The organism is Marinobacter sp. VGCF2001, from assembly GCF_049943275.1.
Taxonomy (GTDB): domain Bacteria; phylum Pseudomonadota; class Gammaproteobacteria; order Pseudomonadales; family Oleiphilaceae; genus Marinobacter.
The window spans coordinates 1-26153 of sequence record NZ_JBNFVX010000019.1 but is presented as its reverse complement, the minus strand read 5'-3'; the positions used below and the strand labels follow the sequence as shown (position 1 = coordinate 26153).

The 26153-nt window shown below is 58.1% G+C and carries 24 protein-coding genes and 1 other RNA gene; 16 read left to right on the top strand and 9 right to left on the bottom strand.

Annotated features, from left to right (window positions below; genetic code table 11):
* Positions 1–13: 13 nt before the first annotated feature.
* Entirely contained in the window at positions 14–496 is a 483-nt protein-coding gene (locus ACP2AU_RS14975; protein WP_426377023.1) for a CDP-archaeol synthase, read from the top strand.
* Between the two features lie 2 nt (positions 497–498).
* Here the strand turns inward: ACP2AU_RS14975 and ACP2AU_RS14970 are convergent, their stop codons facing one another.
* On the bottom strand, positions 499–1476 hold the full coding sequence (locus ACP2AU_RS14970; protein ID WP_426377022.1) for a metallophosphoesterase: 978 nt from the start codon (positions 1474–1476) through the stop codon (positions 499–501).
* A gap of 161 nt (positions 1477–1637) precedes the next feature.
* Between ACP2AU_RS14970 and msrA the strand changes: the two genes are divergently transcribed.
* From msrA to ACP2AU_RS14955, 3 genes are all read left to right on the top strand, one after another.
* Positions 1638–2288 carry a peptide-methionine (S)-S-oxide reductase MsrA gene (gene msrA / locus ACP2AU_RS14965; protein ID WP_426377021.1) on the top strand — a complete coding sequence of 217 codons (651 nt, stop codon included), beginning with the start codon at positions 1638–1640 and terminating at the stop codon, positions 2286–2288.
* Between the two features lie 10 nt (positions 2289–2298).
* Positions 2299–2724 (top strand): peptide-methionine (R)-S-oxide reductase MsrB, encoded by a 426-nt coding sequence (gene msrB, locus ACP2AU_RS14960; protein WP_426377020.1) that lies wholly within the window; start codon positions 2299–2301, stop codon positions 2722–2724.
* 185 nt (positions 2725–2909) lie between these two features.
* Positions 2910–3674 (top strand): lysophospholipid acyltransferase family protein, encoded by a 765-nt coding sequence (locus ACP2AU_RS14955; protein ID WP_426377019.1) that lies wholly within the window; start codon positions 2910–2912, stop codon positions 3672–3674.
* A 19-nt stretch (positions 3675–3693) separates the two neighbouring features.
* Here ACP2AU_RS14955 and ACP2AU_RS14950 read toward each other — a convergent pair whose 3' ends face one another.
* Positions 3694–4674, bottom strand: a complete 981-nt coding sequence (locus ACP2AU_RS14950) for a calcium/sodium antiporter (protein WP_426377018.1) — start codon at positions 4672–4674, stop codon at positions 3694–3696.
* A gap of 467 nt (positions 4675–5141) precedes the next feature.
* On the opposite strand from ACP2AU_RS14950, the gene mqo reads away from it, so the two are divergent.
* The 4 genes from mqo to ACP2AU_RS14930 all read left to right on the top strand — a co-directional run bounded on the left by mqo (position 5142) and on the right by ACP2AU_RS14930 (position 11808).
* Positions 5142–6623, top strand: a complete 1482-nt coding sequence (gene mqo / locus ACP2AU_RS14945; RefSeq protein ID WP_426377017.1) for a malate dehydrogenase (quinone) — start codon at positions 5142–5144, stop codon at positions 6621–6623.
* A gap of 157 nt (positions 6624–6780) precedes the next feature.
* Positions 6781–8013, top strand: coding sequence for an ATP-grasp domain-containing protein (locus ACP2AU_RS14940; protein WP_426377016.1), 1233 nt, complete (start codon positions 6781–6783; stop codon positions 8011–8013).
* Between the two features lie 54 nt (positions 8014–8067).
* On the top strand, positions 8068–10092 hold the full coding sequence (locus ACP2AU_RS14935) for a hypothetical protein (RefSeq protein ID WP_426377015.1): 2025 nt from the start codon (positions 8068–8070) through the stop codon (positions 10090–10092).
* A 45-nt stretch (positions 10093–10137) separates the two neighbouring features.
* Positions 10138–11808, top strand: a complete 1671-nt coding sequence (locus ACP2AU_RS14930; protein ID WP_426377014.1) for an acetolactate synthase large subunit — start codon at positions 10138–10140, stop codon at positions 11806–11808.
* Here ACP2AU_RS14930 and ACP2AU_RS14925 read toward each other — a convergent pair.
* The 5 genes from ACP2AU_RS14925 to smpB all read right to left on the bottom strand — a co-directional run bounded on the left by ACP2AU_RS14925 (position 11805) and on the right by smpB (position 16024).
* The gene (locus ACP2AU_RS14925; RefSeq protein WP_426377013.1) at positions 11805–12692 is read right to left on the bottom strand and encodes a chemotaxis protein; all 888 of its coding nucleotides are present in this window, start codon (positions 12690–12692) and stop codon (positions 11805–11807) included. The two genes, ACP2AU_RS14930 and ACP2AU_RS14925, sit on opposite strands and share 4 nt — an antisense overlap.
* Before the next feature lie 182 nt (positions 12693–12874).
* Positions 12875–13471, bottom strand: coding sequence for an exopolysaccharide biosynthesis protein (locus tag ACP2AU_RS14920; protein ID WP_426377012.1), 597 nt, complete (start codon positions 13469–13471; stop codon positions 12875–12877).
* 61 nt (positions 13472–13532) lie between these two features.
* Positions 13533–13896: a transfer-messenger RNA gene (ssrA, locus tag ACP2AU_RS14915) on the bottom strand.
* A gap of 93 nt (positions 13897–13989) precedes the next feature.
* Positions 13990–15408 (bottom strand): wax ester/triacylglycerol synthase family O-acyltransferase, encoded by a 1419-nt coding sequence (locus ACP2AU_RS14910; protein ID WP_426377011.1) that lies wholly within the window; start codon positions 15406–15408, stop codon positions 13990–13992.
* Between the two features lie 133 nt (positions 15409–15541).
* Positions 15542–16024 carry an SsrA-binding protein SmpB gene (smpB, locus tag ACP2AU_RS14905; protein ID WP_426377010.1) on the bottom strand — a complete coding sequence of 161 codons (483 nt, stop codon included), beginning with the start codon at positions 16022–16024 and terminating at the stop codon, positions 15542–15544.
* 179 nt (positions 16025–16203) lie between these two features.
* Here smpB and ACP2AU_RS14900 point away from each other — a divergent pair, with 179 nt between their 5' ends.
* From ACP2AU_RS14900 to ACP2AU_RS14890, 3 genes are read left to right on the top strand one after another with little or no spacing between them, the layout of a single operon-like run.
* Complete coding sequence (locus ACP2AU_RS14900; protein WP_426377009.1) at positions 16204–17790, top strand: sodium-dependent transporter; 1587 nt, start codon at positions 16204–16206, stop codon at positions 17788–17790.
* A gap of 50 nt (positions 17791–17840) precedes the next feature.
* Entirely contained in the window at positions 17841–18287 is a 447-nt protein-coding gene (locus tag ACP2AU_RS14895; RefSeq protein WP_426377008.1) for a type II toxin-antitoxin system RatA family toxin, read from the top strand.
* Positions 18287–18565: an RnfH family protein gene (locus tag ACP2AU_RS14890; protein WP_426377007.1), complete on the top strand. Its 279-nt coding sequence runs from the start codon at positions 18287–18289 to the stop codon at positions 18563–18565. Before ACP2AU_RS14895 ends, ACP2AU_RS14890 begins: the two co-directional genes overlap by 1 nt.
* Positions 18566–18569: 4 nt before the next feature.
* Here ACP2AU_RS14890 and ACP2AU_RS14885 read toward each other — a convergent pair whose 3' ends face one another.
* Positions 18570–18902, bottom strand: a complete 333-nt coding sequence (locus tag ACP2AU_RS14885) for an outer membrane protein assembly factor BamE (RefSeq protein ID WP_426377006.1) — start codon at positions 18900–18902, stop codon at positions 18570–18572.
* 122 nt (positions 18903–19024) lie between these two features.
* On the opposite strand from ACP2AU_RS14885, the gene fur reads away from it, so the two are divergent.
* Positions 19025–19441 carry a ferric iron uptake transcriptional regulator gene (fur, locus tag ACP2AU_RS14880; protein WP_426377005.1) on the top strand — a complete coding sequence of 139 codons (417 nt, stop codon included), beginning with the start codon at positions 19025–19027 and terminating at the stop codon, positions 19439–19441.
* Positions 19442–19495: 54 nt separating this feature from the next.
* On the opposite strand, the gene recN is transcribed toward fur, so the two are convergent.
* On the bottom strand, positions 19496–21175 hold the full coding sequence (recN, locus tag ACP2AU_RS14875) for a DNA repair protein RecN (protein WP_426377004.1): 1680 nt from the start codon (positions 21173–21175) through the stop codon (positions 19496–19498).
* 259 nt (positions 21176–21434) lie between these two features.
* Between recN and grpE the strand changes: the two genes are divergently transcribed.
* From grpE to dapB, 4 genes are all read left to right on the top strand, one after another.
* On the top strand, positions 21435–22043 hold the full coding sequence (gene grpE / locus ACP2AU_RS14870) for a nucleotide exchange factor GrpE (protein WP_426377003.1): 609 nt from the start codon (positions 21435–21437) through the stop codon (positions 22041–22043).
* 92 nt (positions 22044–22135) lie between these two features.
* The gene (gene dnaK / locus ACP2AU_RS14865) at positions 22136–24061 is read left to right on the top strand and encodes a molecular chaperone DnaK (RefSeq protein ID WP_426377002.1); all 1926 of its coding nucleotides are present in this window, start codon (positions 22136–22138) and stop codon (positions 24059–24061) included.
* 78 nt (positions 24062–24139) lie between these two features.
* Entirely contained in the window at positions 24140–25264 is a 1125-nt protein-coding gene (dnaJ, locus tag ACP2AU_RS14860) for a molecular chaperone DnaJ (protein WP_426377001.1), read from the top strand.
* A gap of 11 nt (positions 25265–25275) precedes the next feature.
* Positions 25276–26079 (top strand): 4-hydroxy-tetrahydrodipicolinate reductase, encoded by an 804-nt coding sequence (gene dapB / locus ACP2AU_RS14855; RefSeq protein WP_426377000.1) that lies wholly within the window; start codon positions 25276–25278, stop codon positions 26077–26079.
* Positions 26080–26153 lie beyond the last annotated feature (74 nt).

Sequence of the window (26153 nt, the reverse complement as noted above, 5' to 3'; positions counted from 1 at the left end):
CTTGGTGACTTGCGTGCTGCTGTCTCTTGAATTGTTCGTGATGCTGGTGCTGGCTAACGGAGCTCCGGTGATTGTGGCAAAGCTGTTTCATCAGCACGGTAACTGGCCCATCGATGGGGGGCGGCAATGGCGGGACGGTGAGTTTGTATTGGGGCCTAGCAAAACCTGGCGCGGTTTGGTCTCAGGAACGCTCGCCTGCGCCCTGTTCGCCTTCTGGACCGGGTTGTGGTGGCTGTTTGGCGCGCTGTTTGGAGGGCTGGCCCTGCTGGGGGATATGCTCAGCAGCTTTATCAAGCGCCGGATGGGGTTGGTCTCCAGCGCGCGGGCCGTTTGGCTGGATCAACTGCCCGAAGCCCTGTTGCCCATGCTGTTCGCCTGGTACTGGCTGGAGTTGCCGGGCTGGGAAGCCGGGGCAATTGCCCTTCTGTTCGCACTGTCCAATATGCTGTTTTCACCGCTGCTTTACCGCCTGGGGATTCGCAAACAGCCGCACTGAGCCTAGCCAGCAGGCCCACTGGTGAGTGTGTGAATGGTTACTTCCGGCGGACAGTTCAGGCGAACGTTCAATACCGATGTCCCCGCGCCGGCGGAGGTATAACCCTGCATACCGTTGACCTGCCAGGCGCCCCGGCCCAAACGCCTGGGGCAATCGGAATCGAGGGTTAACGGGATGCCTCCTGGCAGGCAGATTTGCCCGCCATGAGTATGGCCACACAGGAATAGATCGTAGCCGGCATGGGCCGCTTCACGCCAGATCTCCGGCGTGTGGCTGAGCAGCAGGCTAAGTGCGCCTGCCGGTATGTTGTCTCCGGCCCGGTGCAGATTATGGACCTTATAGTAGTGGGCGTCGTCGACCCCGGCCAGGTATAAACGACTGTCGCCCCGTTCCAGCGGCACCATTTCATTCATCAGCAACCGATAGCCCATGTCTTCAAGTGCCGGCACCATCCGCACGCTGTCGTGATTGCCCAGCACCGCGTAGGCGTCGCCGTGGATGGCCTCGCGCAGCCGGGCCATGCCGTCCAGGGCGTTGTCGATCGGGCCCCAGGTGCGTTGCCGGTAATCACCGGTGAGCACGCAGAGGTCGTAATCCAGTGGTGCGATCTGTCGTATAACTGCCTGAAGGTTGGCCTCGTCCATATCCACGTGCAAGTCGGTTAAATGGAGGATGCGGTAGCCTTCGAAAACACCGGGAAGATCGGCCAGTACTACCTGGTTGTGCGCCGTTCTCAGTTTCAGACTGTTGGACTGGGCCCGGCGCAGCAGTCCCACGGTTTGCAGGCAGAAGCGGATCAACCCGGGCGCGTTGGTCAGGTTCTCCAGGTGGAACGAATGGCGGTCGCGGCCGAACACCCGGGCCTCGGTTTCCTGTTCAATGCCCAGCCGCTGTCGGGCGTGAACGGGGCCAAGCCGCAGGCTCAGGCGGTATTGGAGGAGTTCTTCCTGGCTTTCTGGTGCGCGAACCCTTGCGGTCATGCTGGTATCCCTGATGCCGAGCGGAACCTTATGGCTGGCTCCTGTTTTAAGTATGGTCGCTGTCCGGGGTAGTGCAAATTACCAGTCCTGATTTGGCATTTCATGTCCCAGACGCCACAATCAGACATCATTCGACGATGTATAACGTAGGGAGTGCTTCCATGTCCGATGCCTGTAACCTGCCCGGGCTGAGTGTGCCCCGGGGCCGTTTTCCGGATCCGGAACAAGATCTGCCGGAGGAGATCGGCGAAGCCCGCCTGGTGCTGGCTGGTGGCTGCTTCTGGTGTATCGAGGCGGTCTTTCTGGCCGTGGATGGCGTGAGCAGTGTGACCTCCGGCTATGCCGGAGGCGAGGCCGAGACGGCGAATTACGAGGCGGTGTGCACCGGGAAAACCGGCCACGCTGAGGTTATCGAGGTGCGTTATCAGCCCTCGACAGTCAGTTTCGGTCAGCTTTTGAAGGTGTTCTTTTCGGTGGCTCATGATCCGACACAGCTCAACCGCCAGGGAAATGATGTCGGTACCCAGTACCGCTCGGCCATTTTTTACGAGACGCCGGAACAGCGAGCCGTTGCCGACGCTTATATTCGGCAGCTGGAAACGGCCGGCGTGCACCAGGGTAAAATTGTCACGACGTTGGAGCCTCTCGATGAGTTTTACCCGGCCGAGGCACATCATCAGAATTTTGCGGCCCGCAACCCGTGGCAGCCCTACATCATGGCAGTGGCGGCGCCCAAGATGGAAAAGCTGGCCAATACCTGGCCTGAGAAGCTAAAGCCGGAATACAGCCAAGACGATCCCGATCAGGCCTGAGGAGGCGACAATGACCGTATCTGCAGCAGGTTATGACCTGACTCCATTGACCAAAGCAGAGGTCGATGCGCTCGCCGGGCAGTTAACGGCCGAGGAGCGCCGGGTTTTGCTCGACCATGGAACCGAACGGCCGTTCTGTGGCACGTTACTGGACAACAAAAAAGCCGGGACCTACTACTGCCGGTTGTGCGACTTACCCTTGTTCAGTTCTGATGCCAAATTCGATTCCGGCACCGGCTGGCCCAGCTTTTTCCAGCCGTTTGATCCTGACCATATCCGCTATCTGGAAGACAATAGCCTGGGCATGGCCCGTACCGAGGTGCGTTGCCCGAAGTGCGACAGTCATCTGGGCCATGTCTTCCCCGACGGCCCGCCACCCACTGGCCGGCGTTACTGTCTGAACTCGATAGCCCTGGTATTTAACGAATCCGAGTAGTTTGCCGGTCCGGGCGGGGTGCCCATCGGCGAATAACGGGTGCTACTCCGCTCCATCGGTGATGGCCTGACCAGGCCGTTACCGGTCGGGCTTCAGTTCGTATTCAGCTTTCCATACAGCCGCTATACTTGTCAGCCCAACGCCCGCCAGTGCTTGTTGGTCGCTGTGTATAGAGGATTTGAGGAATGATGAGACTGAATCTTAGCCCGCTGACAGAATCCGCCACACTTGTTCGGCGTGTGGGCGTGGTGCTCGGGTCGGTGGGCCTGACGGTGATTTATTCGCTGCTGGTATTGTTGCGGGCGCTATTTGGTCAGCTGAACCGGCCGATTGTCGACAAATATTGTCGGGAGTGGTCGGCTGCACTGTTGCGGCTGGTGCGAGCCAGCCTCAGTGTGCGCGGCGAAGTGCCGGATTTCAGCGATGGCCGGCGGTACATCATCATGAGTACTCACGCCAGCCACTATGATATTCCGGTCAGCTTCGTATCTTTACCCGGTTCGATCAGGATGTTGGCCAAAAAGGAGTTGTTCAGTATTCCATTGCTGGGCCAGGCCATGCGGGCGGCCGAGTTTCCGTCCATCGACCGCAGTCGCCGCAATCGGGCGGTTCAGGACCTGGAAAAGGCCCGGCAGATGATGGAGAGCGGCGTGGTACTTTGGGCGGCCCCGGAAGGGACCCGCTCTCCGGACGGCCGATTACTGCCTTTTAAAAAGGGCTGTTTCCATCTTGCACTGGATACCCAGGCCGTAATCGTGCCGGTGGCCATCCGCGGCATTTACCGGGTGCTGCCCGCGCGCAGCTGGCAAATCAATCTGGGGCAGCCGGTGGATGTCCGGGTGGGCGCCCCGATTGATACTGCGGGTAAGAGCAAGGAGGACCTGGTCGCTATTATGGCGGATGTGCGGTGCAGCCTCGAAGCGTTGCTTGGCAACGGCGAGGCCGAGTAGTCGCCTCCGCCGGCGGCGATCAGGCCGCAGCGGACACCACGGTAAAGAACAGGTAGCCGGTGTAGGCAAAATAGACCGCCACCAACAGGGCGCCGTCTACGCGGGAAACGAGTTTGCGCCATCCCGTCAGCCCAAAGCCCATCAATAACAGGGCAAGGGTAAGCCCCAGCATGAGGGTCCAGTCCCGATAGAGTACCTCCGGGTCGACCGACAGCGGTTGAATCGCGGCGGCAAGCCCCACCACCGCCAGGGTATTGAAAATACCGGAGCCCAGAATGTTGCCAAGAATAAGATCGTGCTCGTTCTTTTTCACCGCGGCAATGGCCGAGGCCAGTTCAGGCAGGGATGTGCCGATGGCGACAATGGTCAGGCCTATGATGAGGTCGCTGACTCCGAGGCTCTGGGCAATGTCGACGGCTCCCCAAACCAGCAGGCGGGAGCTGGCTACCAGCAGAATCAGGCCGACCACCAGCCAGATGACCGCCGTTTTCAGAGGCATCGGGTGCGCGACGATTTCCGCATCGGCGTCGCCTCCGAGTGGATCGCCCTTACCGCGAATACCCTGATAGATAGACCAGCCCATGACCGCCGCAAAAACGCCCAGCAGAACCCAGCCGTCCAGCCGGCTCAATTCCCCGTCAAGCAGCTGCGCCCCGGCGATCAAGGTCAGTACAACCAGTAGGGGCAGCTCCTTCCGGATGACCTGGGAGTGAACGGCAATGGGCGCGATAATGGCTGTAAGGCCGACAATCAGCGCAATGTTGGTGATATTGGAGCCGTAACCGTTGCCAAGGGCGAGCCCGGGGTTGCCGTCAGAAGCGGCCATGGCGGACACCGCGAGTTCCGGTGCCGAGGTGCCGAAGCCAATAATCACCATGCCGATTAACAGGGTGGGCATACCCAGATGCTTGGCAGTCGCGGCCGCGCCGTCCACGAATTTGTCTGCACTCCACACCAGAAGAACAAGACCGGCAATAACGGCACCAATGGCCATCACCATAGAAAAACCTCAACAAGCTAGATGTTGGAAATACCGGCTGATGGAGCAGCGCGGAATCTGTGGCGCACAAGATACCGTATAAGGGGGCGCCTGGTCAGCATTGCAATGGTGTGGAATGCCGGGAAAGCCCGATGATCCATTGTGTTGGCTGATTGGTATCAGACTAAAGTGGCGCTGATATTGTTAACAAAAAGGGAGACAATCTCGGCAAAATCACAAGTACAGAGGGCGCTGTGCCGGGGCATTTGCCCGCGTTCGCAGGCGTTTCCGGCCGCGCTCCACGCCGACACGCATCAATTGATAATCGCAATTTATTCTTGCTACGAAAATCGGGATAATTGCGCGCAATTTCAGACCGGAAGCTCACGGCAGCGCCGTCTACCTCGCGCCGGGCCGGCTTCCGACAGGCCACTTTGCTGATCGTGGAGTGGCAAAAGGTTTCAACACTAAGCTAGGGTGAAAAACCGATGGCCGTTAGACAGGCAGATGTAGTGCTGGTCGGAGGGGGCGTCATGAGCGCAACCCTCGGCATGATGCTCAGGCAACTCGATCCGTCTCTGGATATTGTCATGGTGGAACGTCTTGATCACGTTGCCCATGAAAGCACAGACGGATGGAACAACGCGGGAACCGGCCATGCCGGCTACTGCGAGCTTAACTACACACCCGAAACGGACGATGGCGATGTGGCCATTGAGCGGGCGTTGCAGATTAATGCCCAATATGAGGTGTCGCTGCAGCTGTGGTCCTATCTGGTTGAGCAGGGCATCTTGCCGGAGCCTTCGACTTTTATAAACCGGACGCCTCACCAGAGCTTCGTCTGGGGAGAAAAAGACGTCAGTTTTCTGAAGCGTCGGTTCGAACGGTTAAGCGCTCACCACCTGTTCCGGGAGATGGAATACACCGAGTCTCCGAAAGATCTCGAAGAATGGATTCCCCTGATCGTCCAGAATCGGGACCCGATGCAGCGGGTTGCGGCAACCCGGATCAAACACGGCTCCGATGTGGACTTCGGTTCCCTGACCCGCAGCATGGTGGCTTGGCTGGAAACTCAGCCGAATTTCGAGCTGATGCTACATTCCCCGGTGCATTACATCGATCAGCGCGATAACGGGCGCTGGAAGCTCCGGGTCAAAAACCAGAAGACTGGAGAACTGACCAAACTGGAAGCGGGCTTTGTTTTCCTCGGTGCCGGCGGTGGCGCTCTTCCTCTGCTGCAGAAATCCGGTATCGACGAAGCCAGGGGATATGGGGGGTTCCCGGTCAGTGGCCAGTGGCTGGTCTGCCGCAAGCCCGAGATTGTTCAGCAGCATCACTCCAAGGTCTATGGCAAAGCTCCGATCGGAGCGCCGCCCATGTCGGTACCCCACCTGGACACCCGGATTATCAATGGCGAGCCAGCGTTGCTGTTCGGCCCGTTCGCCGGATTCACCACCCGATTCCTCAAGCAGGGCTCCCTGTTCGATTTGTTTGGTTCGGTGAAGGCGACGAATCTGCGGCCGATGCTGTCTGTCAGCAAAAGCAATATGGACCTGACCCGGTACCTCATTGGCGAAGTGTTTCAGTCCCATCGTGACCGGGTTGAGTCGCTTCGGAATTTTTTCCCGGATGCTCAGGAAGACGACTGGGAACTGCGGATGGCAGGCCAGCGCGTTCAGATCATCAAGCAGGTGGATGGCGGTGGCGGCAAGCTGGAGTTCGGTACCGAAATCGTGGCGGCGAAAGACGGTACTCTGGCGGCGCTGCTTGGGGCATCGCCAGGCGCCTCGACGGCCGCCAATGCGATGATCAATGTGGTTGAGCGCTGCTTCCCGGAGAAAATGAAAACGCCGGAGTGGCAAGCACGCATGAAAGAGCTGGTGCCGTCTTACGGCCAGTCTCTGGTCGACGACGAAGCGTTGCTGACCAAAGTGCGCGCCAGGACGCTGTCGGCGCTCAAACTGGGCTGATATTCCCAATCGTTCTAAAAAAACCGTTAGGCACTGGCACTGCTGGACTGGCTCCCTGCAGTGCCGGTGCTTTTTGCGTTTTAAATGGCGGCAGAGTTTGCGATTTCACAGCTTGCGCGTAGGGTTATATGAAAACGCTAAGGAAAGGAGAACGCCTGTGAGTGAGCAAAACTACAACCCCGATAAGGGCTATGTCGCGTTGTTGGGTTGGAGCCTGAACGCGGTGGAAGCGGCCGACAAGTTTGATCGTCGCTACGTTGTTGTTGCACCGGACTGGGCCGAGGCCTACTGCGAAGAACACGACATTCCTTACGTTCCCTGGAATTTCGAGCGCCTGAACGACCGCTCGGTGGAAATTGCCCAGACCCTGAAAGATATGGGTGTGGATGTGGCCATCCCCCTGTTCGAAGAAACCGTCGAGTGGGCGGGTGCCATCAACTCGGTGTTGATGGACAAACCCAAATTGTTTGGCCAGGCCATGCTGCTGCGGGACAAGGCCCTGATGAAGCGTCGGGCCCAGCTGGGGGGTATCCGCGTTGGTATTTTTGAAGAGGCGCACGACAAGGGCGATGTTATCCGGTTCCTGAAACGGGTAAACCAGACCCTGCTCAAGCTTGACGGTGACCCCAACGACCCGATTCACCTCAAGGCGTTTGATAAGGCGGGCTGCCTCGGGCACCGGGTTATCCGGACGCCGGATGAAGTGGACACCATACCCGAAGAAGAGTTTCCCGTGCTGATGGAATCGCACCTCGACGGCTGGGAATTTGCGGTCGAAGCCTGGATTCACAACGGCAAGGTCGCCTTTCTGAATATCTCCGAATACGTCACCCTGGGTTATTCGGTGTTCGTACCGGCAACTCCGGACCTGGAAAAGTACCGCGACCAGATCAAAGGTGAAATCGAGAAGCTGATCAAAACCTTTGATATCGATTTCGGCTTTATCCATCCGGAATACTTTGTTACCAGCGACAGCACCATGTACTTCGGCGAAGTGGCCTATCGCCCGCCAGGTTTCAAGGTATTTGAACTGCTGGAGCGTGCCTACGGCTTTAACGCCTATCAGGGCATGATCATGACCTTCGACCCGAAGACAACGGAAGAGGAAGTCAAGGCCTTCTTCCCGAAAGAGGTGGTGGATGCCACAGGGTATGCCGGTTGCTTCGGGGTGTACCCGCGCCGTCGGGTGGTCAGCAAGCTGGAAATTCCCGAGGAAACCGAGAACCACGAGTATTTCGAGTCCCACGAGCTGACGCCACCGTTGGAGGAAACCGTTACCAAGCGCACGGCGTTCGGCACCCATTGGGGGCTGGTGTATTTCTTCGGTGAAGATCCGTACGTTATGCGGGATCTCCTGAAACATCAGGAAGACCTGGATTTCTATGTATAATCAGGAGCGATATTAACAACAACGGGTTTGGTCCCAGGCCCTGAGGATAATCGTTTGAACGATCACCAAGCGGGCAACGCATCACCAGCGGTCAACCTTGATCGTCTGGTGCAGCGGCTGGATGAGTCGATCCGGTTGCTGGAGGAAAGCCGGTCTTTTGCCAAAGCCGGCAAACTTCCGCGTGTTCTTGATATTGCTCGCAGAGTTCTGCTGCAGCCTGAGGGCTGCAGCATCATTGAGGACCGGGCTCAGCGCCTGGAAGCGGCCGGGGTGTTCGACGGCACGGACTGGGCGGAGCCCGGTATTCTGCTGCCGACGCTGACCACGCATTCACTGCAAAGCCAGAACGCAGACACCGTTGTGATCGAAGCGTTCAGTGAGCTGAGGCTGCTTGCTGTGGCCCGCGGACGTTACCTGCATCCGACGGTGTCTGTGGAGCAGGCTCATCATTATCTGACCCAGGTTCTGGCGATCAATCTGGGCCTGCTGTTCGGAATGACCGGCGAGGCCGAGCGTGAGCAGGGCCGTCTTGCACTGATCAGCCAGGCTCTGGTTCAGCACATCGCAGCGCACATTGGATACGAGCACGTGATCGACAGCCTGATTGAGGAAATCTGGCGCATTGTCGAGCAGCGTCCGATTCAGGTGACGGATGTGCGTAAAATGATTACCCAGATCGCCCTGTGCCGCGCTGATCCGCAAGCGGATCTGGGCGGAGCCGGTCGCGGCGCTGACCGATTGATTTCCAGCCTGTATGGCCCCACGCGTGCGTGCAGTGAAGATCCGGGAATTGTGGTTTACCAACAGCGCCTCGAGTCCATGGACGCCCAGGCACTGCAGAATGAAGCCACCGGGTTTGCCCGCTCGATGCACGACACCGGCCTGGTGTCGCCGTACCATGCGTCCTTCGTGCGGTACATTCTGGCGGACCAGGATACTCTGCTGAGTGAGGCGCTGGGCTTGTCCAGCACCGGGCGAGACTGCCTGCTTTGCTACCGTGAGCTGGTTCATGCCCTGATTGAGGAAGGCGTTTATCCGGAGACGGCCCAGGGCCTTTATGGCTTGTCGCTGTTGCTCGAACGGGGCATTCTCTACCAGCCGCCCGTTGCCCCCGGCCTTTGGCGCCAGGCGCGGCTATCGCTGTGCCCTGAGGCACGTGAACGCCTTGAACTGGCTTACGGCTACCAGCCTCAGCCAGGTGCCTGGCTGATCCAGGGCGTGCTGAATATGCTGGGCCAGCCGCTGGGCGTGGGGCAGGGCAATAACCCGACCTGTCAGTCTGCCCGGGCGTTGTCCATGTGGGCTTATAACGACCCGGACTATCTGCTGCAGATGGTTGCCTGGGCAGCCCGGGATAACGAAATCGTCATCCATTTCGAAGGCAATCCGGTGTCTTCCGCCCAGAGTCTTGGCGGTGTCGCTTCGGAGGTCACTCTGGATCTGGACCCGGTTTCGCTCGTGGTCGTGCCGCACCTGGACCGGATTTACGCGGAGATGGGCCGGCTCGTTGCGGGCCGCGAGGGCGATCCGCACAAGTGGGTCAATCCTGAGTTCCACGGCTGGTCCGCCGGCCGGGGCTTCGCCATCAACGTAGATGTGGCAACAGGCAAGCTGTCGGATCTCGAGGGGTTTATCCGGCATTTTTACGCCAGCTATCACCCCTACTATAACGGCAATCAGCCTTTGATCCATCCGCAACCGGCGGGCATTGCGGTGACTGACAGTGCAGCGCGTTTTATAGGCTGGCACGCCATCACCATTCTGCGGGCGGCGTTGGACCCGGATGGCGAGATGCGAGTGTATTTCTTCAACCCCAACAACGACAGTGGCCAGAACTGGGGCGATGGTGTTCAGGTGAGCACGTCCGGTTATGGCGAGCGGTTTGGTGAGTCCTCACTGCCGTTCGAGCAGTTCACCTCGCGGCTGTACATTTTCCATTACGACCCACTGGAACGGGGCGAACCGGCCAAAGTGAACGATGACGAACTCCGGCGCGTAATTGATGGAGTCTATCGCAGCTGGGGCGTCGATCGGGTACCTGCAGATGTGTTGCAGGCCGAGCCGCCGAAAACCGATTGATCGGAAACCCCCGGCATCGGGAACGTATTGATCGAGAGGAAGTCCATGGCCAACGAGCAAAATCCTGCCCGTAATGGGGCCGAGCTGTTTATCCGGGCGCTGGAAAATGAAGGAGTCCGTTACATCTTCGCTGTGCCAGGCGAGGAAAACCTGGCCTTTCTGGAGGCGCTCAGAACCTCCAGCATCAAACTGGTGCTGAACCGCCACGAGCAGGCCGCGGGCTTCATGGCCGCCACCTACGGTCGTCTGACCGGGCAGGTGGGGGTGTGCCTGTCAACGCTTGGCCCGGGTGCGACCAATCTGGTCACTGCGGCCGCCTACGCTCAGCTTGGTGGTATGCCCATGCTGATGATTTCGGGGCAGAAACCGATTAAATCCTCCAAGCAGGGTCTGTTTCAGATTCTGGATGTGGTGGATCTGATGCGGCCTTTAACCAAGTACACCCGGCAAATCAGCAATGCCAATACCATCCCGGCCAAAGTGCGGGAGGCGATCAGGCTGGCGTCTGAGGAGCGCCCCGGCGCAGTGCATCTGGAGTTGCCTGAAGACATCGCCGAAGAGGCCGCTGAGCCTGGCACCCACATCTTCAACCCCAGTGACGCCCGGCGCCCGACTGCCAGCGAGAAAAGCCTGGAAATGGCGTGCGATATGCTGCGCCGGGCCCATCACCCGTTGATCATGATTGGTGCAGGGGCCAATCGCAAGCGGGTGTCCAAGGCTCTGCTGCACCTGGTGGATGTAACCGGCATTCCCTTCTTTACCACCCAGATGGGCAAAGGCGTGATCGACGAGCGTCACCCCGGGTACATGGGCAACGCTGCCCTGTCTGCCGGGGACTTTGTGCACTGTGCCATTGATCGGGCAGATCTTATTATTAACGTTGGCCACGATGTGGTCGAAAAACCGCCGTTCTTTATGACTCCGGGTGGCAAGAAAGTCATCCATGTGAATTTCAGTGGCGCCGATGTCGACCCGGTGTATTTTCCCCAGCACGAAGTTGTCGGCGACATCGCCAACAGCGTGGAATACCTGGCCGAGCACTGTGGCCAGTGCGCCAACCATGACTTCACCCGTTTGATGGAGGTAAAGCAGGCGGTGGACGCCCACGTGCAGGAACGGGCGGAAGACGGCCGGTTTCCCGTGATTCCGCAGAGGATCGTTCACGATGTCCGCCAGGTAATGCCGGACGACGGCATCATTGCCCTCGACAACGGGATGTACAAACTCTGGTTTGCCCGCAATTATCCGGCCTACGACAACAACACGGTGTTGCTGGACAATGCGCTGGCCTCCATGGGCGCCGGCCTGCCCAGCGGCATGATGGCTTCGATGCTGTACCCGGAATTGAAAGTCATGGCGGTGTGTGGTGACGGCGGCTTCATGATGAACAGCCAGGAACTGGAAACCGCCGTGCGCCTGCAGCTCAATCTGGTTGTGCTGATTATCAACGACAACGGCTACGGCATGATCAAGTGGAAGCAGGGCCAGGAAGGCTTTGCCGATTTCGGTCTGGATTACCGCAATCCGGACTTTGTCACCTACGCCCAATCGTACGGTGCCCGGGGGCACCGTATTACCCAGACGGAAGACTTGAAGCCAACCCTGGAAAGCGCCCTCTTGGAGGGCGGTGTTCATCTGGTGGAAGTGCCGGTGGATTACCGCGAAAACCGTCGGGTCTTTGACGAGCAGTTGGCGGAACTGACCTGCAGGCTCTAGCCGACTTCGGCGGCGCCTCGCAGCATAGCCTGCAGCAGCTCATCAGCATCAAACTTGGTCAGGGCCTCATTGGCCCCGACCTGATTGGCATAGCTCAGGCTCATTTCACTGTTCAGTGACGTGTGCAGAATAATGTAGGGTTGCCTGAGCGACGAGTTATCCCGCACATTGAATGCCAGTTCGTAACCGTCCAGGCCTGGCATCTCGATATCGCTCACCAGTATCTCGATCGGATGCCCCAACTCGTGCTCTTTCAGTAACACCTGCAAGGCCTCGTCGCCGTTGCTGGTAACGTGGTAGCTGATGCCTTTGCTGTCCAGCGCATCGGACAATTGCTTGCGGGCAACCTGAGAGTCGTCCACCAGCAGAATGTTCAGAGACTTGAGGGTTTCACTCTGAACATCCGAGAGCACTACATCCTGGGTGTCGAGCGATTCCGGATAGACCTTGGCCAGCAGTAATTCCACATCCAGCAGTTGGATGATATCGCCTTCCACATCCAGCAGGCCGGTGATGAACGCATTGGTGCCCAGTGCTTTGGGCGGGGGCATCACGCTTTTCCAGTCGGTTTCGATAATTTGCTGGACACTCCGCACCAGAAAGCCGATTTCCTGCCGCTGGATGTCGGTCACGATGATAGACGCCTTGTCCTGCTCCTCTTTGGTGAGGGCCGGATAACCCACGGCCGCGGCCATATCGATGACCGGCACGGCGGAACCCCGGAAGGTCGCAGTGCCAATCACCGCGTGGTGGCTATGGGGCAGCTTGGTCAGGCGCTGGAAAGGCAATATTTCCCGTATTTTCAGCGTGCCAATGCCAAATAGCCGAGAGCCGAACAGGCTGAACAGCAAAAGTTTCTGGGACTGTTTCGCTTTGCTGGACATAAACCGATCCTTGCAAACAAGAGCGCTGCTGTGCAGCGGAACTCGCAATGTTCATAGGTGCGTTGAAGACCAAAGCACAGTGCTTCGGCAGGCAGAAGAGTATTACTTAATGGTAGCAGTTTTGTTGCAGACTGTTCGTTACCCGCTTTGTATCAAATGGTGACAGGTGTGTGTCGGGCGGTTCACCAGGGCAGGTTGGTAAGCACAAACCAGGTGGTGCCGGTGGTGGCGGCGATGGCGACCAACGCCAGCAGGCCGTCCCGGGCCACAATAGACAAACCAAAGGCCATCAAAGCCAAGCCCCCGCCGTTGGCGCTGAAGGGAATAAGTTCCATCACCGGCATGGCGGCCGCGACCGCCATGCAGAGCAGTGCCATGAGATACTGGCCAGCGCCGGACACCAGCCAGGGCAGGCGCGGTTTGGTCCAGCGGTCGATGAACGCTGCGGGTTTATCTGCCCACTCCAGCCCTTTGAGAAGTTTTTGCCTGGCAACATGGCGTTGTGCCAGCCGGGCGGGCACCCAGATGGATGCTCTTTGGCAAAGCAGCTGGCCCAGCGTGAGAAGAACCAGAAGCCCCAGCAGCGTGGGCACGCCCGGGATGTCGCCGATGAGCGGCGCCACGACGATAATGCCGGCCATCAGCACCAACGGCCCAAAGGAGCGCTCGCCCACGGCCGACATCAGATCCCCGATCGAGACCCGCTCCTGTTGGCGGGAATAGTCCCGGATTCGCGCCACCAACTCGGTCAGGCTTCCGGGATCGTCTGAGTGCTTCATTTTGGTGTGTTCACATTTAAACGAAAAAAGCCCCTGAAATCAGGGGCTTTTTTCTGCAAGGTGGTGGAGACGGCGGGAATTGAACCCGCGTCCGCCAGCACTAGGCCTTGAGGTCTACATGCTTAGTGTCCTTCTATTGATTTAACCTCTAGCGACCCGAAGGTCAGGGTGCAAGAGGCGAGCTCTTTGATCTTAGCCGAACACCAGTGAGCTCTGATGAACGGAGCATCCTATAAGCGATGACGTCCTGGGATGTTGCTACTGAGTTATAGGCGCCTCAGCCAGGACGACTAGCAGCTTACGCTGCTAGTGCGTAGTTTTCGTCGTTTGCGACTATTGCGTTGCAGCTTTGGATTAACGAGATTGGCTGCCATCTCGGCATGCACCCAAGGGTTCGTCACCAGCGTCGAAGCCATGTCGTCCCCTTGTTAGTTCAGTATATGTGTCCGGATTGCCGGACTTCAAGGGTTCTTTTCAAAACAGCCCTACTATTTAAGCGTATGAGGCTTCATAGCCCGCTACGATGCGTGGCGAAGCGCGTTTACGTCCGCTTGTGCCATGGCCGCCCGGTACAGTTGCCAGAAGCTGTCGTGGAAGTAGTCCATTACAGCAGCTGGCTCCGCCTGGATGCCTTTGTCTACGGTGATGCCAAACTGCACGGTGCCGGCGTAGCTGAAAATGCTCATGCCAATGCCGATGTTCCCGCTTTGCGGCACCCAGAACATCGGCTGAACGAGCTTGCTGCCTGCGAGGTAGACGGCATGGCGAGGACCTGGGACGTTGGTCAGTACGGCGGACGCCTTGTTGCTGAGCAGGGCGAGGGCACGCCTTTCGAGTATATCGGGGCCGCGGCCGAACAGGTCCAGCAGGCTGTAGGTTACCTGGGCCTGGTAGGAGCGTTTGAGCCGGTTCATGTTCTCCTGAACCTGATGGAAGCACATGACCGGGTCTGTTACCTCCACCGGCAGGCAAACCAGTACCAGGCCGAACTGATTGCCCAGGGTTTCGATGGGTTGGTCCAGCGGCCGCAGGTTGAAGGGCACTGCCACGCGGATTCCGCAATCCGGGATTGCCTGGTCGTGTTCGGTGAAATGCCGGCTCAGGGCGCCGGTGGCCGCGCACAGCAGAACGTCGTTAACCGTGCCGCCAAGGGCCCTGGCGCATTGTTTGACCGCCTCAAGTTCAATGGGTTCGGCCCAGGCGACGCGTTTGCGGCCAACTAAGGTGCTTTTCAGGCTGGTTTTGGGTTCGAACGGGGCAAGCCCCAGTTTTGCCAGGTCGATGACAATCCCGGCGGCGGTGGTGGCAAGTTTAACGGGGTAGTCCGGTTCTTTGCGGATGGAGTCTACAAACAGGCCGGCCTGCTCCCAGGCAGCCTGGGTGCTATCGACCATCCGGTGCAGAAAGCGGCCTGTTCGCGTGCGTTGACGCTTCGCGCTGGTTGCCGGGTGGGTTACGCGTTCAAGCCTGGGTTCGGCGGTGCGATCGGTCAGCGACAGCATGACTCGCACAAGCGAAATGCCGTCAGCTATGCAGTGGTGAATGCGAATGAGCAGAGCGCAGCCGCCCTTGTAGTTGTCGATGTAGTGGATTTGCCAGAGAGGCCGGCGATAATCCAGAGCCGTACTGTTGAGATCGCTGGCCAGAGCCTGCAGTTCGCCCTTGTCGCCATTGCCCGGTAACGCGATGCTGTGAAGGTGGTTGTCCAGGTCGAACAGGGGGTCATCTTCCCAGAAAACGCTATCCCCTTTGTCGATTACCCGCTGGCGAAAGCGGCGGAATTTCAGAAAGCGCTCTTCAAGGGTTCGTTTCAGTCGTTTCAGGGGGATGGGCTGTTCGAAAACCAGGACCGTGGAAATCACCATGGGATTTTCCGTGGTGTCCATACGTAACCAGGAGCGATCGACCGACGACATGGCCGTCCGTTTAGGTGTCATAAGCCCTCCTATGCCATGAACCAGAGTCCGGGCCGCCTGGTACTGCCTTGGAAGCCAGCCGGTGAAAGACTTCAAAGTATAGGAGGCTTTTTCTGATCAGCAAAGAGGATGGGCTTGCGACACAATGCCCGGGTCAGGTGTTGGCCTCACGCAGGATGCGCTGTTTCTGGCGGTTCCAGTCGCGCTCTTTCTCGGTCGCGCGTTTGTCGAACAGTTTCTTGCCTTTTACCAGAGCAATCTCGCACTTAACCTTGTTCTTTTTCCAGTAGAGCGCAAGGGGGATGCAGGTGTTGCCGGCCTGATTCACCTTGCCCACGATTTTTGCAATCTCTTTGGCGTGAAGCAGTAGTTTTCGGGTGCGGGTGGGGTCTGCAATCACGTGCGTAGACGCGGTGTTCAGTGGTGTGATGTGTGAGCCCAGCAACCACGCTTCGCCGTCTTTCAGCAGCACATAAGAATCCACCAGTTGCGCCTTGCCCGCGCGCAGTGATTTAACTTCCCAGCCGAGCAGGGCCAGGCCGGCCTCGAAGCGTTCTTCGATGTGATACTCGTGTTTCGCCTTCTTGTTCAGGGCGATGGTGTTGCTGGTTGGTGCGCTTGCTTTCTTCTTGCTCATGAATCCTGTCCGGGATCGGAAGAATGACTGGGCTGGTCTCTTCAAGGTGCCAGCAAAGCGGGCATTGTAGCGCAGGAGTGCAAGAAGGGTCACGGATTCGCCGTTACCCCCTGGTTTTGTGTCGTTACCGGCCTCAGGCTTCGGCTACAATGTTGCGCTCTTTACTGGCCGAGGTATGAATGCTGAGCAAGTACGAGACCGCGATTGGGTCGTTCACCCGAAAATCCACGTTCTTCTGGGCCGCCGTTGGCGCTACGGTGGGCCTGGCGAATCTGTGGCAGTTCCCGTACCTGGCCAGTATTCACGGCGGCGGACTGTTCGTTCTGCTGTATCTCGCCTGCCTGCTGCTCGTTACTTTGCCGCTGATGGTGACAGAAGCGGCCCTGGGGAGGCATTCGAGGCACGGCATCGTGTTGGCAATGGATGGCATGGTTAAAAATGCGGGGTGCTCGCCCCTCTGGCGACTGGCGGGCCCGCTGAGTGTTTTCGCGGCCTTCGCGGTGCTGTCGTTTACGGCGGTGTTTGGCGCGATTGTACTGGCCTACCTCTTTTTTGGCGCTGCCGATCGTTTCTCCGGCGCGTCGACTGGTTCCGCCACAAGCGTACTGGCCGGGTTGGTATCAGACTCAGGAAATTACCGGCAGTTCATGGCGTGGCACGTATTTTTTCTGGTGCTCGTGGTTGCGGTGTCCGCCCGGGGGGTGCTACGGGGGCTGGAGCGGTCGATGCGGCTGGTGGTGCCCTGTACCCTGTTTTTGCTGATGCTGCTGTTTGCGCTCACCGCGGTGCGGGGCAATGTGCAGCCGGGCATTGATCAGGTGCTGGCCATGCGGCCGGAGCAGGTGTCCGCTGACAGTCTCAAAGCGGCGTTTTTTCATGCCTTTTACACGCTGGGTCTGGGCATGGGGGTTTGGGCGGTTTTCGGTGCCTATGCTACCCGCCATACCCGGCTCAAGCGCTCCATTCTGGCTGTTGTGTTGATGGATACGTTGGTGGGCATCGTGGCGGGCCTGATGATGTTTTCCGTGGCGGTTGAGGGCGGTAGCTTTGAGGGGGAGCGTGGCTTCAGCCTGTTGTTTGTGTCCTTGCCGGTCGCGTTGGCCGGGTTGCCGTGCAGTCAGGTGGTGATTGCCGCGGTATTTCTGCTGGTTACCCTGATTGTTTGGGCAACTGCGCTCGCTCTGCTGGAGCCGGTCGTGAGCTGGTTTCGGGAGTGGACAGGGGCGCCCCGGGGCTGGTCGGCAGTGGTGGTCGGTGTGGGCGTGTGGTTCGCAGGGCTCGCCTCGTTATTCTCTTTCAATGTCTGGGCGGATTATCGTCTGGCCGGTGCCACCGTATTTCGGTGGCTCGAGCTGGTTGCTGGCGGGATTGTGATACCGGCCGTTGCGGTTCTGATCGCAACCTTTGCCGGCTGGTGCATTACCCGCCGGCTTGCTGCCACCATTCTCGGCCGGGCGCCGGCGCTTTTCCGTGGAATCTGGTTCTGGGTAATGCGGCTGGTGTTACCCGTGGTGGCCGGTTGGATTGGCCTTCAGTACACTTTTTTTTCTTTGAATAATCTGTGTGAGAACGGCAGTGCCGCAATCTGGTGCGAGCAGCCGGAAACAGCTGAGGTAGCGCCGGCAGCAAGGGAGCGCAAAGAGATTGCGCCGGCGAGTGCAGCGCCGAACTCTTCGTCAGAGTCCGCAGAGCAAGAGCAGCGCCCGCAAGGCGAGCCAGAGGAAAAGCCCCCCAAAGAGGGTGATATCCTTTATCATAGCGTCTGATTGGTCCGGCAGGGCTGTAATGATATTAAAATGCAGGAAATCCGGTTTACATGGCACATCAGATCGACAAGACCGCGTTGGTGATGCACTCAGCGGAGCGTATGTTTCATCTGGTCAACGATATCGCCCGTTACCCCGAGTTCCTGCCCTGGTGTGCCGGGGCGGAAGTTCATGAGCGGAATGATGCCGAAATCATGGCATCGCTGGATATTGCCAAGGGCGGTGTTCGCCACCGGTTGACCACTCGTAACCAGTTGCTGCTGCCAGACAGCATCGAGATGAAACTGGTGGACGGCCCCTTCAGAAACCTGACCGGCCGCTGGCACTTTCGGGCGCTGGATGACAATGCCTGCAAGGTTATACTCACCCTGGAATTCGAGTTTTCCGGCTCGCTGTCGCGAATGACCTTTGGCCCGGTGTTCAATCAGGCAGCCAACACCATGGTCGACGCTTTCTGCAAACGTGCAGACCAGGTTTACCTGGGAGGGTTGGGGTAATGGAAGTTGAAGTAGCGTATGCCCGTCCGGACAAACAACAAATCGTACCGCTGGTTGTGCCGCCTGGCTCCACTGCGCTGGAGGCAGTAAAGCTTTCCGGAATCACTGACATCTTTCCGGAGATCGATCTTGAGACGGTCGATATGGGGGTGTTCGGCAAGGTGATTAAAAAGCCGGACGATCATGTCCTGCGCGAAGGGGATCGGGTGGAGCTTTATCGCCCGCTCAAGATTGATCCCAAACAGGCGCGTCTGAACCGGGCGAAAAAGAAAAGCTGAGCCGTCAGTAGGCGGGCGTTTCGTCCATCAGTTGGGCTTCATAGTGGCTCATCTGGCCGTCTTCGTAATAAACGATGATGCGCTGCTCCTCAATGTCTTTGCCGCGGCGCTGGAAGGTGTAAACGTAGTACTCCCGGGATGGATCAACCGGGTTGAGCATCAGCGGTGTTCCCAGCAAGGCATGAACCTGGCTTCGGGGCATTCCCTCAGACAGTGCATCGAGCTCTTCGTCGGTCACGATATTGCCCTGTTGAACATTAATTTTGTAAACGCCCGGGAATGCGCAGCCGGACAAGGATAAAATGCTAATAAGAACGATAGCGGGGAGCTTTTGCATCGCCGGGGGAAATCCTCTATCTTGAAATCGCCTGCGTGGAGCAGGTGTTTAACGGGTTATCCGTTGTATTGCGGCTTCATCATACCGGAAGCCGTCAAGCACACCAAAGAGCGAATGGTAACATGTCAGCTGAAAACGCCGAATTACGAAAAGTCGGTCTGAAGGTCACCCTGCCGAGGGTCAAGATTTTCAACATCCTTGAGAATGCCAAAGAGCATCACCTGAGTGCCGAGGACGTTTACAAGAAGTTGCTGGACCAGGGCGATGATGTCGGGCTGGCCACCGTCTACCGGGTGCTCACACAGTTCGAAGCGGCGGGGCTGGTGCTTCGGCATAATTTCGAGGGCGGCCACGCTGTTTTCGAGATGGCCGGTGATGATCACCACGACCATATGGTTTGCACCCAGACCGGTGAAGTCATTGAGTTCGTGGACGAAGTGATCGAGGAGCGGCAGCAGAAGATTGCGGCAGAACACGGCTACGAGATTGTCGATCACAGCCTGATTCTGTACGTAAAGCCCTTGAAGACCGACAAGTAATAAAAAAGGGCCAGCGAAACGCTGGCCCAATAGCTCTCCGAAGGCAGAGAGGGGTTAGTGATGTGTTGCCTGGCCCTTCACGAACATCTCACGGGCGTGGGCGATGGTCTGCTCGGTCATGTCCACACCTCCCAGCATTCTGGCCACCTCGCCAATCCGGCCCTGATCGTCCAGCGGTTCAATGCGTGAGTAGGTTGCATCCTTTTCAATGGATTTACTGACAAAAAGATGTTGATGACATTGGGCGGCCACCTGTGGCAGATGCGTTACACACAGAACCTGGCCGTTGTCGCCCAGAGACCGCAGCAGGCGGCCGACCACCTCGGCCGTGCCCCCGCCGATACCGACATCCACTTCGTCAAAGACCAGGGTTGGCGTGGTTGAGGTTTGTGCGACAACCACCTGAATTGCAAGGCTGATGCGAGACAGTTCACCGCCGGACGCAACCCGGGCCAGGGATCTGGCCGGTTGGCCGGGGTTGGCACTGACCAGAAACTCGATTTCTTCCATGCCGTGGGGCGCTGGCGTGCTGTCACGGTTTTTGCTCAGGTGGCTGACAAACTGTACCGACGGCATGCTCAGTTGTGCCAGTTCCCCGGCAATGCGTTGATCCAGTTCGGCTGCGGCATTCTGCCGCTTTTCGGTCAGTTCGCTGGCCAGGCGGTCAAAGTGTACCCGCTGCTCCTCCAGCTCTGCTTCCAATTGTTCCAGGCTGCCTTCTCCGCCGTCCAGCTCGGCCAGTTCCTGGCCCAGGCGCCGGTGCAGTTCCGGCAGCTCCTCCGGTGTTATCCGGTGTTTTCGGGCCATCTGATAAATCGCGCTGAGGCGATCTTCGACTTCGGCCAGCCGGGCAGGGTCGGCTTCGTAATCATCCACAAACCGGCGAAGATTGTCGCCGGCCTCTGAAATCTGAATCTGGGCTTCGTTCAGCATCTGGATGGTGTCGGCCAGCGCCGGAATGTCCACCGGAAGTTGTTCAAGCTGCTGAAGCGCCTGGCGCACAAGATCGGATGCCGAGGTTTCGTCTTCCGTGCACAGAAGGGCGGCCTGGTGGCTGCTGTGCCGTATTGAGTCGGCCTGGCTAAGGCTGGCTTGCTCGGCTTCCAGGCTGGTTTGTTCATCTTCGTTCAGTGCCAGTCTGTCCAGTTCTTCAACCTGATACCGAAGCAGTTGCAGTCTGGCCTCGGCTTCGTCGGCGTTATGCTGGCGCTGCTGCAATTTCTGGCTGGTCTGATGCCAGGATTTCCAGGCGGCCTGGGTTTGTTCGGCAAGTGTCCCGGCGCCGGCAAACTCGTCCAGCAGTTTCCGGTGGGTTTCTTTGCGTAGCAGTGATTGATGCTGGTGCTGGCTGTGGATGTCCATCAGTAGCCCGCCCAGCTCTTTCAGTTGTGACAGTGGCCCCGGCTGGCCATTAATAAACGCTTTTGAACGGCCGTCCTTGCTGATGGTTCTGCGCAGTATGCAGTCATCTTTATCGTCAAGGTCATGATCCTCCAGCCAGGACCGGGCTTCAGGGATGCGGGAAATATCAAAGCTGGCGGTGATGTCTGCACGTTTGGCGCCGTGGCGAACCGCCCCGGCATCGGCGCGGCCACCCATGGCCAGCGCCAGAGCGTCAAGCACAATCGACTTGCCGGCCCCGGTTTCGCCGGTCAGGGCTGTCATGCCGCGGCTGAACTGAAGCTCAACACGCTCCGCAATGGCGTAGTTGGATACCGTAAGTTGTGTAAGCATACCGACACCTCCGCTCGTACTTGAGCCCGTTGCAATCCGAATACTGGTAATTCATACAGTGGCTGTGAATATATACAGCCTTTTTTGGGTTTGCAAATCGCGGGTGATGAAAAGATCAAAGAATGCGGGCGCCAAGGTTGAAACACGGAAACCGGGCCCCATATCCGTTCGCAAAGCAATTCTTTCCTGCTTTTCGCGTAAGCAGGGGTGGTTATTTCTGCCGGCCTCCGGGGCCGTGAAAACGTTATCAGGAGTTGTCATGAGTGCTGACGATAAGCGCAACGAACAGGTAGAGGAACATAACGAAGCCGCTGAAGCCGAAACGGAACAGCAGGCCGCAGGCGACCAGAACGCTGACCCGGCGCCGGAAGGTGGCTCGGAACTGGAGGCTTTGCAGCAGAAGCTTCAGGAGCACCAGGAACAGGCTCTGCGCGCACAGGCGGAAATGCAGAATGTGCGCCGTCGGGCCGAGATTGATGTCGAGAAAGCCCATAAGTTCGCACTCGAAAAATTTGTAAAGGAACTGTTGCCGGTGGCCGACAGCCTCGAAAAGGCTGTTGAAAGTACTGAGGGCCACGAGAATGCGGGTGAATTGGTTGGCTCCATCCGCGAGGGTGTGGAAATGACCCTGAACCTGTTCATGAACAGCCTGAAAAAGTTCAACGTCGAGCAGCTGAACCCGGTGGGCGAGCCGTTTGATCCCCAGCACCACGAGGCCATGTCTATGGTGCCGGCGCCGGATGCCGAGCCCAACAGTGTGGTGGCGGTTGTGCAAAAAGGGTATCAGCTCAATGGCCGGGTAGTCCGTCCCGCCATGGTGGTGGTGGCCAAGGCCGATGAGGCGCCAAAAATCGACGAGCAGGCTTGAAAAGTCGAATAGAGCGCCAATATAGCGATTAAACAGCAAATGCCGGGGCAGATATTCTCCGGGACAGCATTCAGAAGAATTGGAGTGATTCAATGAGCAAGATTATCGGTATCGACCTGGGAACAACCAACTCCTGTGTGGCCATCATGGATGGCGACAAGGTCAAGGTCATTGAAAACGCAGAGGGTGATCGCACTACGCCTTCCATCATCGCTTATACAGATGACGGCGAGACTCTGGTGGGCCAGTCAGCCAAGCGTCAGGCGGTCACCAACCCGAACAACACCCTGTACGCCATCAAGCGTCTGATCGGTCGCCGTTTTGAAGACGATGTGGTTCAGAAAGACATCAAGATGGTGCCCTACAAGATTGCCAAGGCCGACAACGGTGATGCCTGGGTTGAAGTGAAGGGCGAAAAGATGGCGCCCCCGCAGGTGTCTGCAGAAATCATCAAGAAGATGAAAAAGACCGCCGAAGATTATCTTGGCGAGAAAGTGACCGAAGCCGTCATCACTGTTCCGGCTTACTTCAACGACAGCCAGCGTCAGGCCACCAAGGACGCAGGCAAGATTGCCGGTCTGGAAGTGAAGCGGATCATCAACGAGCCGACCGCAGCTGCCCTGGCTTACGGCCTGGACAAGAAGAGTGGCGACCGTACCGTGGCGGTATACGACCTGGGCGGTGGTACCTTTGACCTGTCCATCATCGAAATTGCCGATGTAGATGGTGAGCACCAGTTCGAGGTTCTGGCCACCAACGGTGACACCTTCCTGGGTGGTGAAGACTTCGACCTCAAAATCATTGAGTTCCTGGCTGACCAGTTCAAAAAGGACAGCGGCATCGACCTGCGTGGCGACTCCCTGGCGATGCAGCGTCTTAAGGAAGCCGGTGAGAAAGCGAAGATTGAGCTTTCCAGCAGCCAGCAGACTGACGTTAACCTGCCGTACATCACTGCAGACGCGTCTGGTCCCAAGCACATGAACGTGAAGCTGACCCGCGCCAAGCTGGAGTCTCTGGTGGAAGGGCTGGTTCAGCGCAGCCTCGAGCCATGTAAAGTTGCCCTGCAAGACGCCGGCATGAAAGCAGGCGAGATCGATGAGGTTATTCTGGTCGGTGGCCAGACTCGTATGCCGCTGGTGCAGGAAAAAGTGAAAGAGTTCTTCGGCAAAGAAGCCCGCAAGGACGTTAACCCGGACGAAGCTGTGGCGATGGGTGCTGCAATCCAGGCGGCTGTTCTGTCTGGTGACGTGAAAGACGTACTGCTGCTGGACGTAACCCCGCTGACCCTGGGCATTGAAACCATGGGTGGTGTTGCGACTCCGCTGATCGACAAGAACACGACGATCCCGACCAAGAAGTCGCAGACGTTCTCCACCGCCGATGATAATCAGACGGCTGTGACCATCCACGTGGTTCAGGGTGAGCGTAAGCAGGCTGCTCAGAACAAATCTTTGGGCCGTTTTGATCTCGCCGACATTCCGCCGGCAGCACGCGGTGTGCCTCAGATTGAAGTGACCTTCGACATTGACGCCAACGGTATCCTGAACGTTTCTGCGAAGGACAAGGCGACCGGCAAAGAGCAGTCCATCGTAATCAAGGCCTCTTCTGGCCTGAACGATGACGAAATCGAGAAGATGGTCCAGGACGCCGAAGCCAACGCCGAGGAAGATCGCAAGTTCGAAGAGCTTGTCCAGGTTCGCAACCAGGGTGACGCCATGGTTCACGCTGTTCGCAAAACCCTGACAGACGCCGGTGACAAGGTCAGCGACAGCGAGAAAGAGTCCATCGAAGCGTCTATCAAGGAGCTTGAAGAAGCTCTGGAAGGTTCCGATAAAGACGACATCGAAGCCAAGACTCAGAAGCTGACGGAAGTGTCTTCCGAGCTGGCCCAGAAGATGTACGCCGATCAGGCGGACCAGGCGCAGCAGGCCGGTGGGCAGGAAGACGCCCAGGGTCAGCAGTCTGACGACGCCGTCGACGCTGAGTTCGAAGAAGTCAAAGACGACGACAAGAAGTAATTTCCAGCTACATCAAGTCGTTGGGAAAACGCGGGCCTGGCTCGCGTTTTCCTTGTTATAAACACAGGGTTTTGAAGCATGGCCAAGCGCGATTATTACGAAGTGCTCGGGATCTCCCGGGATGCGGACGAGAAGGAAATTAAGCGGGCATATCGAAAGCTTGCGATGAAATACCATCCGGACCGTAACCCGGACGATACGGACGCCGAGAACAAATTCAAAGAGGCCAGCGAAGCCTACGAAATTCTGGCGGATTCCAGCAAACGCGCAGCTTATGATCAATACGGTCATGCTGGTGTTGATGGCCAGGCCGGAGGCGGCTTCGGCGGTGGTGGAGCAAGCTTCTCCGATATCTTCGGCGATGTGTTCGGCGATATCTTCGGGGGGGGCGGCCGTGGTCGCAGCACGCGCGGCGCCGACCTGCGCTACACCCTGGAACTGGATCTTGAGGAAGCCGTTAAGGGCAAAAGCGTCAAGATCAGCATTCCTGGCCATAAAGAATGCGAAACCTGCGATGGTAGCGGTGCTGAAAAGGGCTCCCGCCCTGAAACCTGCGGTACCTGTCAGGGTATGGGGCAGGTGCGTATGCAGCAAGGCTTCTTCACCGTTCAGCAGGCCTGCCCCACTTGCCGGGGATCTGGCCAGATCATCAAGAATCCATGCAAGAGTTGTCACGGCCAAGGGCGTGTTCGCCAGGAGAAGACCCTGTCGGTGAAAGTGCCGCCTGGCGTCGACACCGGCGACCGTATCCGTCTATCCGGCGAGGGTGAAATGGGTGTGGATGGAGGCCCGCCAGGTGACCTGTATGTTCAGGTGGCGGTTCGTGAACATTCCATTTTTACCCGCGATGGTCGAAACCTCTACTGCGAAGTGCCCATTAGCATTGTCGATGCGGCTCTGGGCGGCGAGCTGGAAGTGCCCACGCTCGATGGCCGGGTGAAGCTCAAGATTCCGGCGGAAACGCAGACTGGCAAGTTGTTCCGCTTGCGTAACAAAGGGGTTAGCCCTGTGCGAGGCGGTCCTGCGGGGGATTTGCTGTGCCGGGTGATGGTGGAAACGCCGGTGAACCTGACCAAGCGCCAGAAAGAGCTGATGGAAGAGTTCCAGAAAACTCTGGACGGCAGCAATGGCACCCATCACGCGCCCAAGAAAACCTCGTGGTTTGAGGGTGTGAAAAGCTTCTTCGATGAAATGAAATTCTGAGGGTTTCGCAGATGAGGGTAGCAATTATCGGCGCCGCCGGGCGCATGGGTAAGGTTCTGATCGAGGCCGTGGACGGTACCGAAGGCCTCGAGCTGGGAGCTGCCATCGTCGAGCCTGATAGCAGCCTGATCGGCGCTGATGCCGGCGAAATGACGGGCATCGGTAAGACCGGCGTTAAAATGTCGGGTGGTCTGGACGATGTAAAAGATGACTTCGACGTACTGGTGGACTTTACCTTTCCGGATCTCACTCTGGAAAACGCAAAGTTCTGCAGTGCCAACGGCAAGATGCTTGTTATCGGCACTACAGGCCTGACCGACGCGGAGAAAGAGCAGCTGGCCCTGGCGGCGGAAAATGCTCCGGTGGTTTTCGCGCCCAACATGAGTGTGGGCGTTAATGTTGCTCTCAATCTGTTGCGCACGGCCGCGGCGACCCTGGGTGACGACTACGATGTCGAGATCATCGAGGCCCATCATCGGCACAAAAAAGACGCGCCTTCCGGTACCGCCCTGCGCATGGGTGAAGTGGTCGCCGACGCCCTGGGTCGTGATCTCAAAGAATGCGCGGTTTATGGCCGCGAAGGCTTCACTGGCGAGCGCACCCGAAAGGAAATCGGTTTCGAAACCATCCGCGCCGGCGATGTGGTGGGTGACCATACGGTTCTGTTCGCCACCGAGGGCGAACGCATAGAAATTACCCACAAGGCCAGCAGCCGGATGACGTTTGCCAAAGGCGCCATGCGGGCGGCGTTGTGGCTGAAGGGTAAGGCGCCCGGTTTGTATGATATGCAGGATGTTCTGGGCCTAAAAGGCTGACTCAGGCTTGAATGGGTTGCCCGGCTCTGGTCGGCTGACTCTGAGGGCGAGGGTGCGGGCCTGTTCTCCGGAAA

Bases quoted from the DNA above. Each gene is read 5' to 3' on its own strand.
- ACP2AU_RS14970 (WP_426377022.1), bottom strand. From the start codon at position 1,476: ATGACCGCAAGGGTTCGCGCACCAGAAAGCCAGGAAGAACTCCTCCAA.
- msrA (WP_426377021.1), top strand. From the start codon at position 1,638: ATGTCCGATGCCTGTAACCTGCCCGGGCTGAGTGTGCCCCGGGGCCGT.
- msrB (WP_426377020.1), top strand. From the start codon at position 2,299: ATGACCGTATCTGCAGCAGGTTATGACCTGACTCCATTGACCAAAGCA.
- ACP2AU_RS14955 (WP_426377019.1), top strand. From the start codon at position 2,910: ATGATGAGACTGAATCTTAGCCCGCTGACAGAATCCGCCACACTTGTT.
- ACP2AU_RS14950 (WP_426377018.1), bottom strand. From the start codon at position 4,674: ATGGTGATGGCCATTGGTGCCGTTATTGCCGGTCTTGTTCTTCTGGTG.
- mqo (WP_426377017.1), top strand. From the start codon at position 5,142: ATGGCCGTTAGACAGGCAGATGTAGTGCTGGTCGGAGGGGGCGTCATG.
- ACP2AU_RS14930 (WP_426377014.1), top strand. From the start codon at position 10,138: ATGGCCAACGAGCAAAATCCTGCCCGTAATGGGGCCGAGCTGTTTATC.
- ACP2AU_RS14925 (WP_426377013.1), bottom strand. From the start codon at position 12,692: ATGTCCAGCAAAGCGAAACAGTCCCAGAAACTTTTGCTGTTCAGCCTG.
- ACP2AU_RS14920 (WP_426377012.1), bottom strand. From the start codon at position 13,471: ATGAAGCACTCAGACGATCCCGGAAGCCTGACCGAGTTGGTGGCGCGA.
- ACP2AU_RS14910 (WP_426377011.1), bottom strand. From the start codon at position 15,408: ATGACACCTAAACGGACGGCCATGTCGTCGGTCGATCGCTCCTGGTTA.
- smpB (WP_426377010.1), bottom strand. From the start codon at position 16,024: ATGAGCAAGAAGAAAGCAAGCGCACCAACCAGCAACACCATCGCCCTG.
- ACP2AU_RS14900 (WP_426377009.1), top strand. From the start codon at position 16,204: ATGCTGAGCAAGTACGAGACCGCGATTGGGTCGTTCACCCGAAAATCC.
- ACP2AU_RS14895 (WP_426377008.1), top strand. From the start codon at position 17,841: ATGGCACATCAGATCGACAAGACCGCGTTGGTGATGCACTCAGCGGAG.
- ACP2AU_RS14890 (WP_426377007.1), top strand. From the start codon at position 18,287: ATGGAAGTTGAAGTAGCGTATGCCCGTCCGGACAAACAACAAATCGTA.
- ACP2AU_RS14885 (WP_426377006.1), bottom strand. From the start codon at position 18,902: ATGCAAAAGCTCCCCGCTATCGTTCTTATTAGCATTTTATCCTTGTCC.
- fur (WP_426377005.1), top strand. From the start codon at position 19,025: ATGTCAGCTGAAAACGCCGAATTACGAAAAGTCGGTCTGAAGGTCACC.
- recN (WP_426377004.1), bottom strand. From the start codon at position 21,175: ATGCTTACACAACTTACGGTATCCAACTACGCCATTGCGGAGCGTGTT.
- grpE (WP_426377003.1), top strand. From the start codon at position 21,435: ATGAGTGCTGACGATAAGCGCAACGAACAGGTAGAGGAACATAACGAA.
- dnaK (WP_426377002.1), top strand. From the start codon at position 22,136: ATGAGCAAGATTATCGGTATCGACCTGGGAACAACCAACTCCTGTGTG.
- dnaJ (WP_426377001.1), top strand. From the start codon at position 24,140: ATGGCCAAGCGCGATTATTACGAAGTGCTCGGGATCTCCCGGGATGCG.
- dapB (WP_426377000.1), top strand. From the start codon at position 25,276: ATGAGGGTAGCAATTATCGGCGCCGCCGGGCGCATGGGTAAGGTTCTG.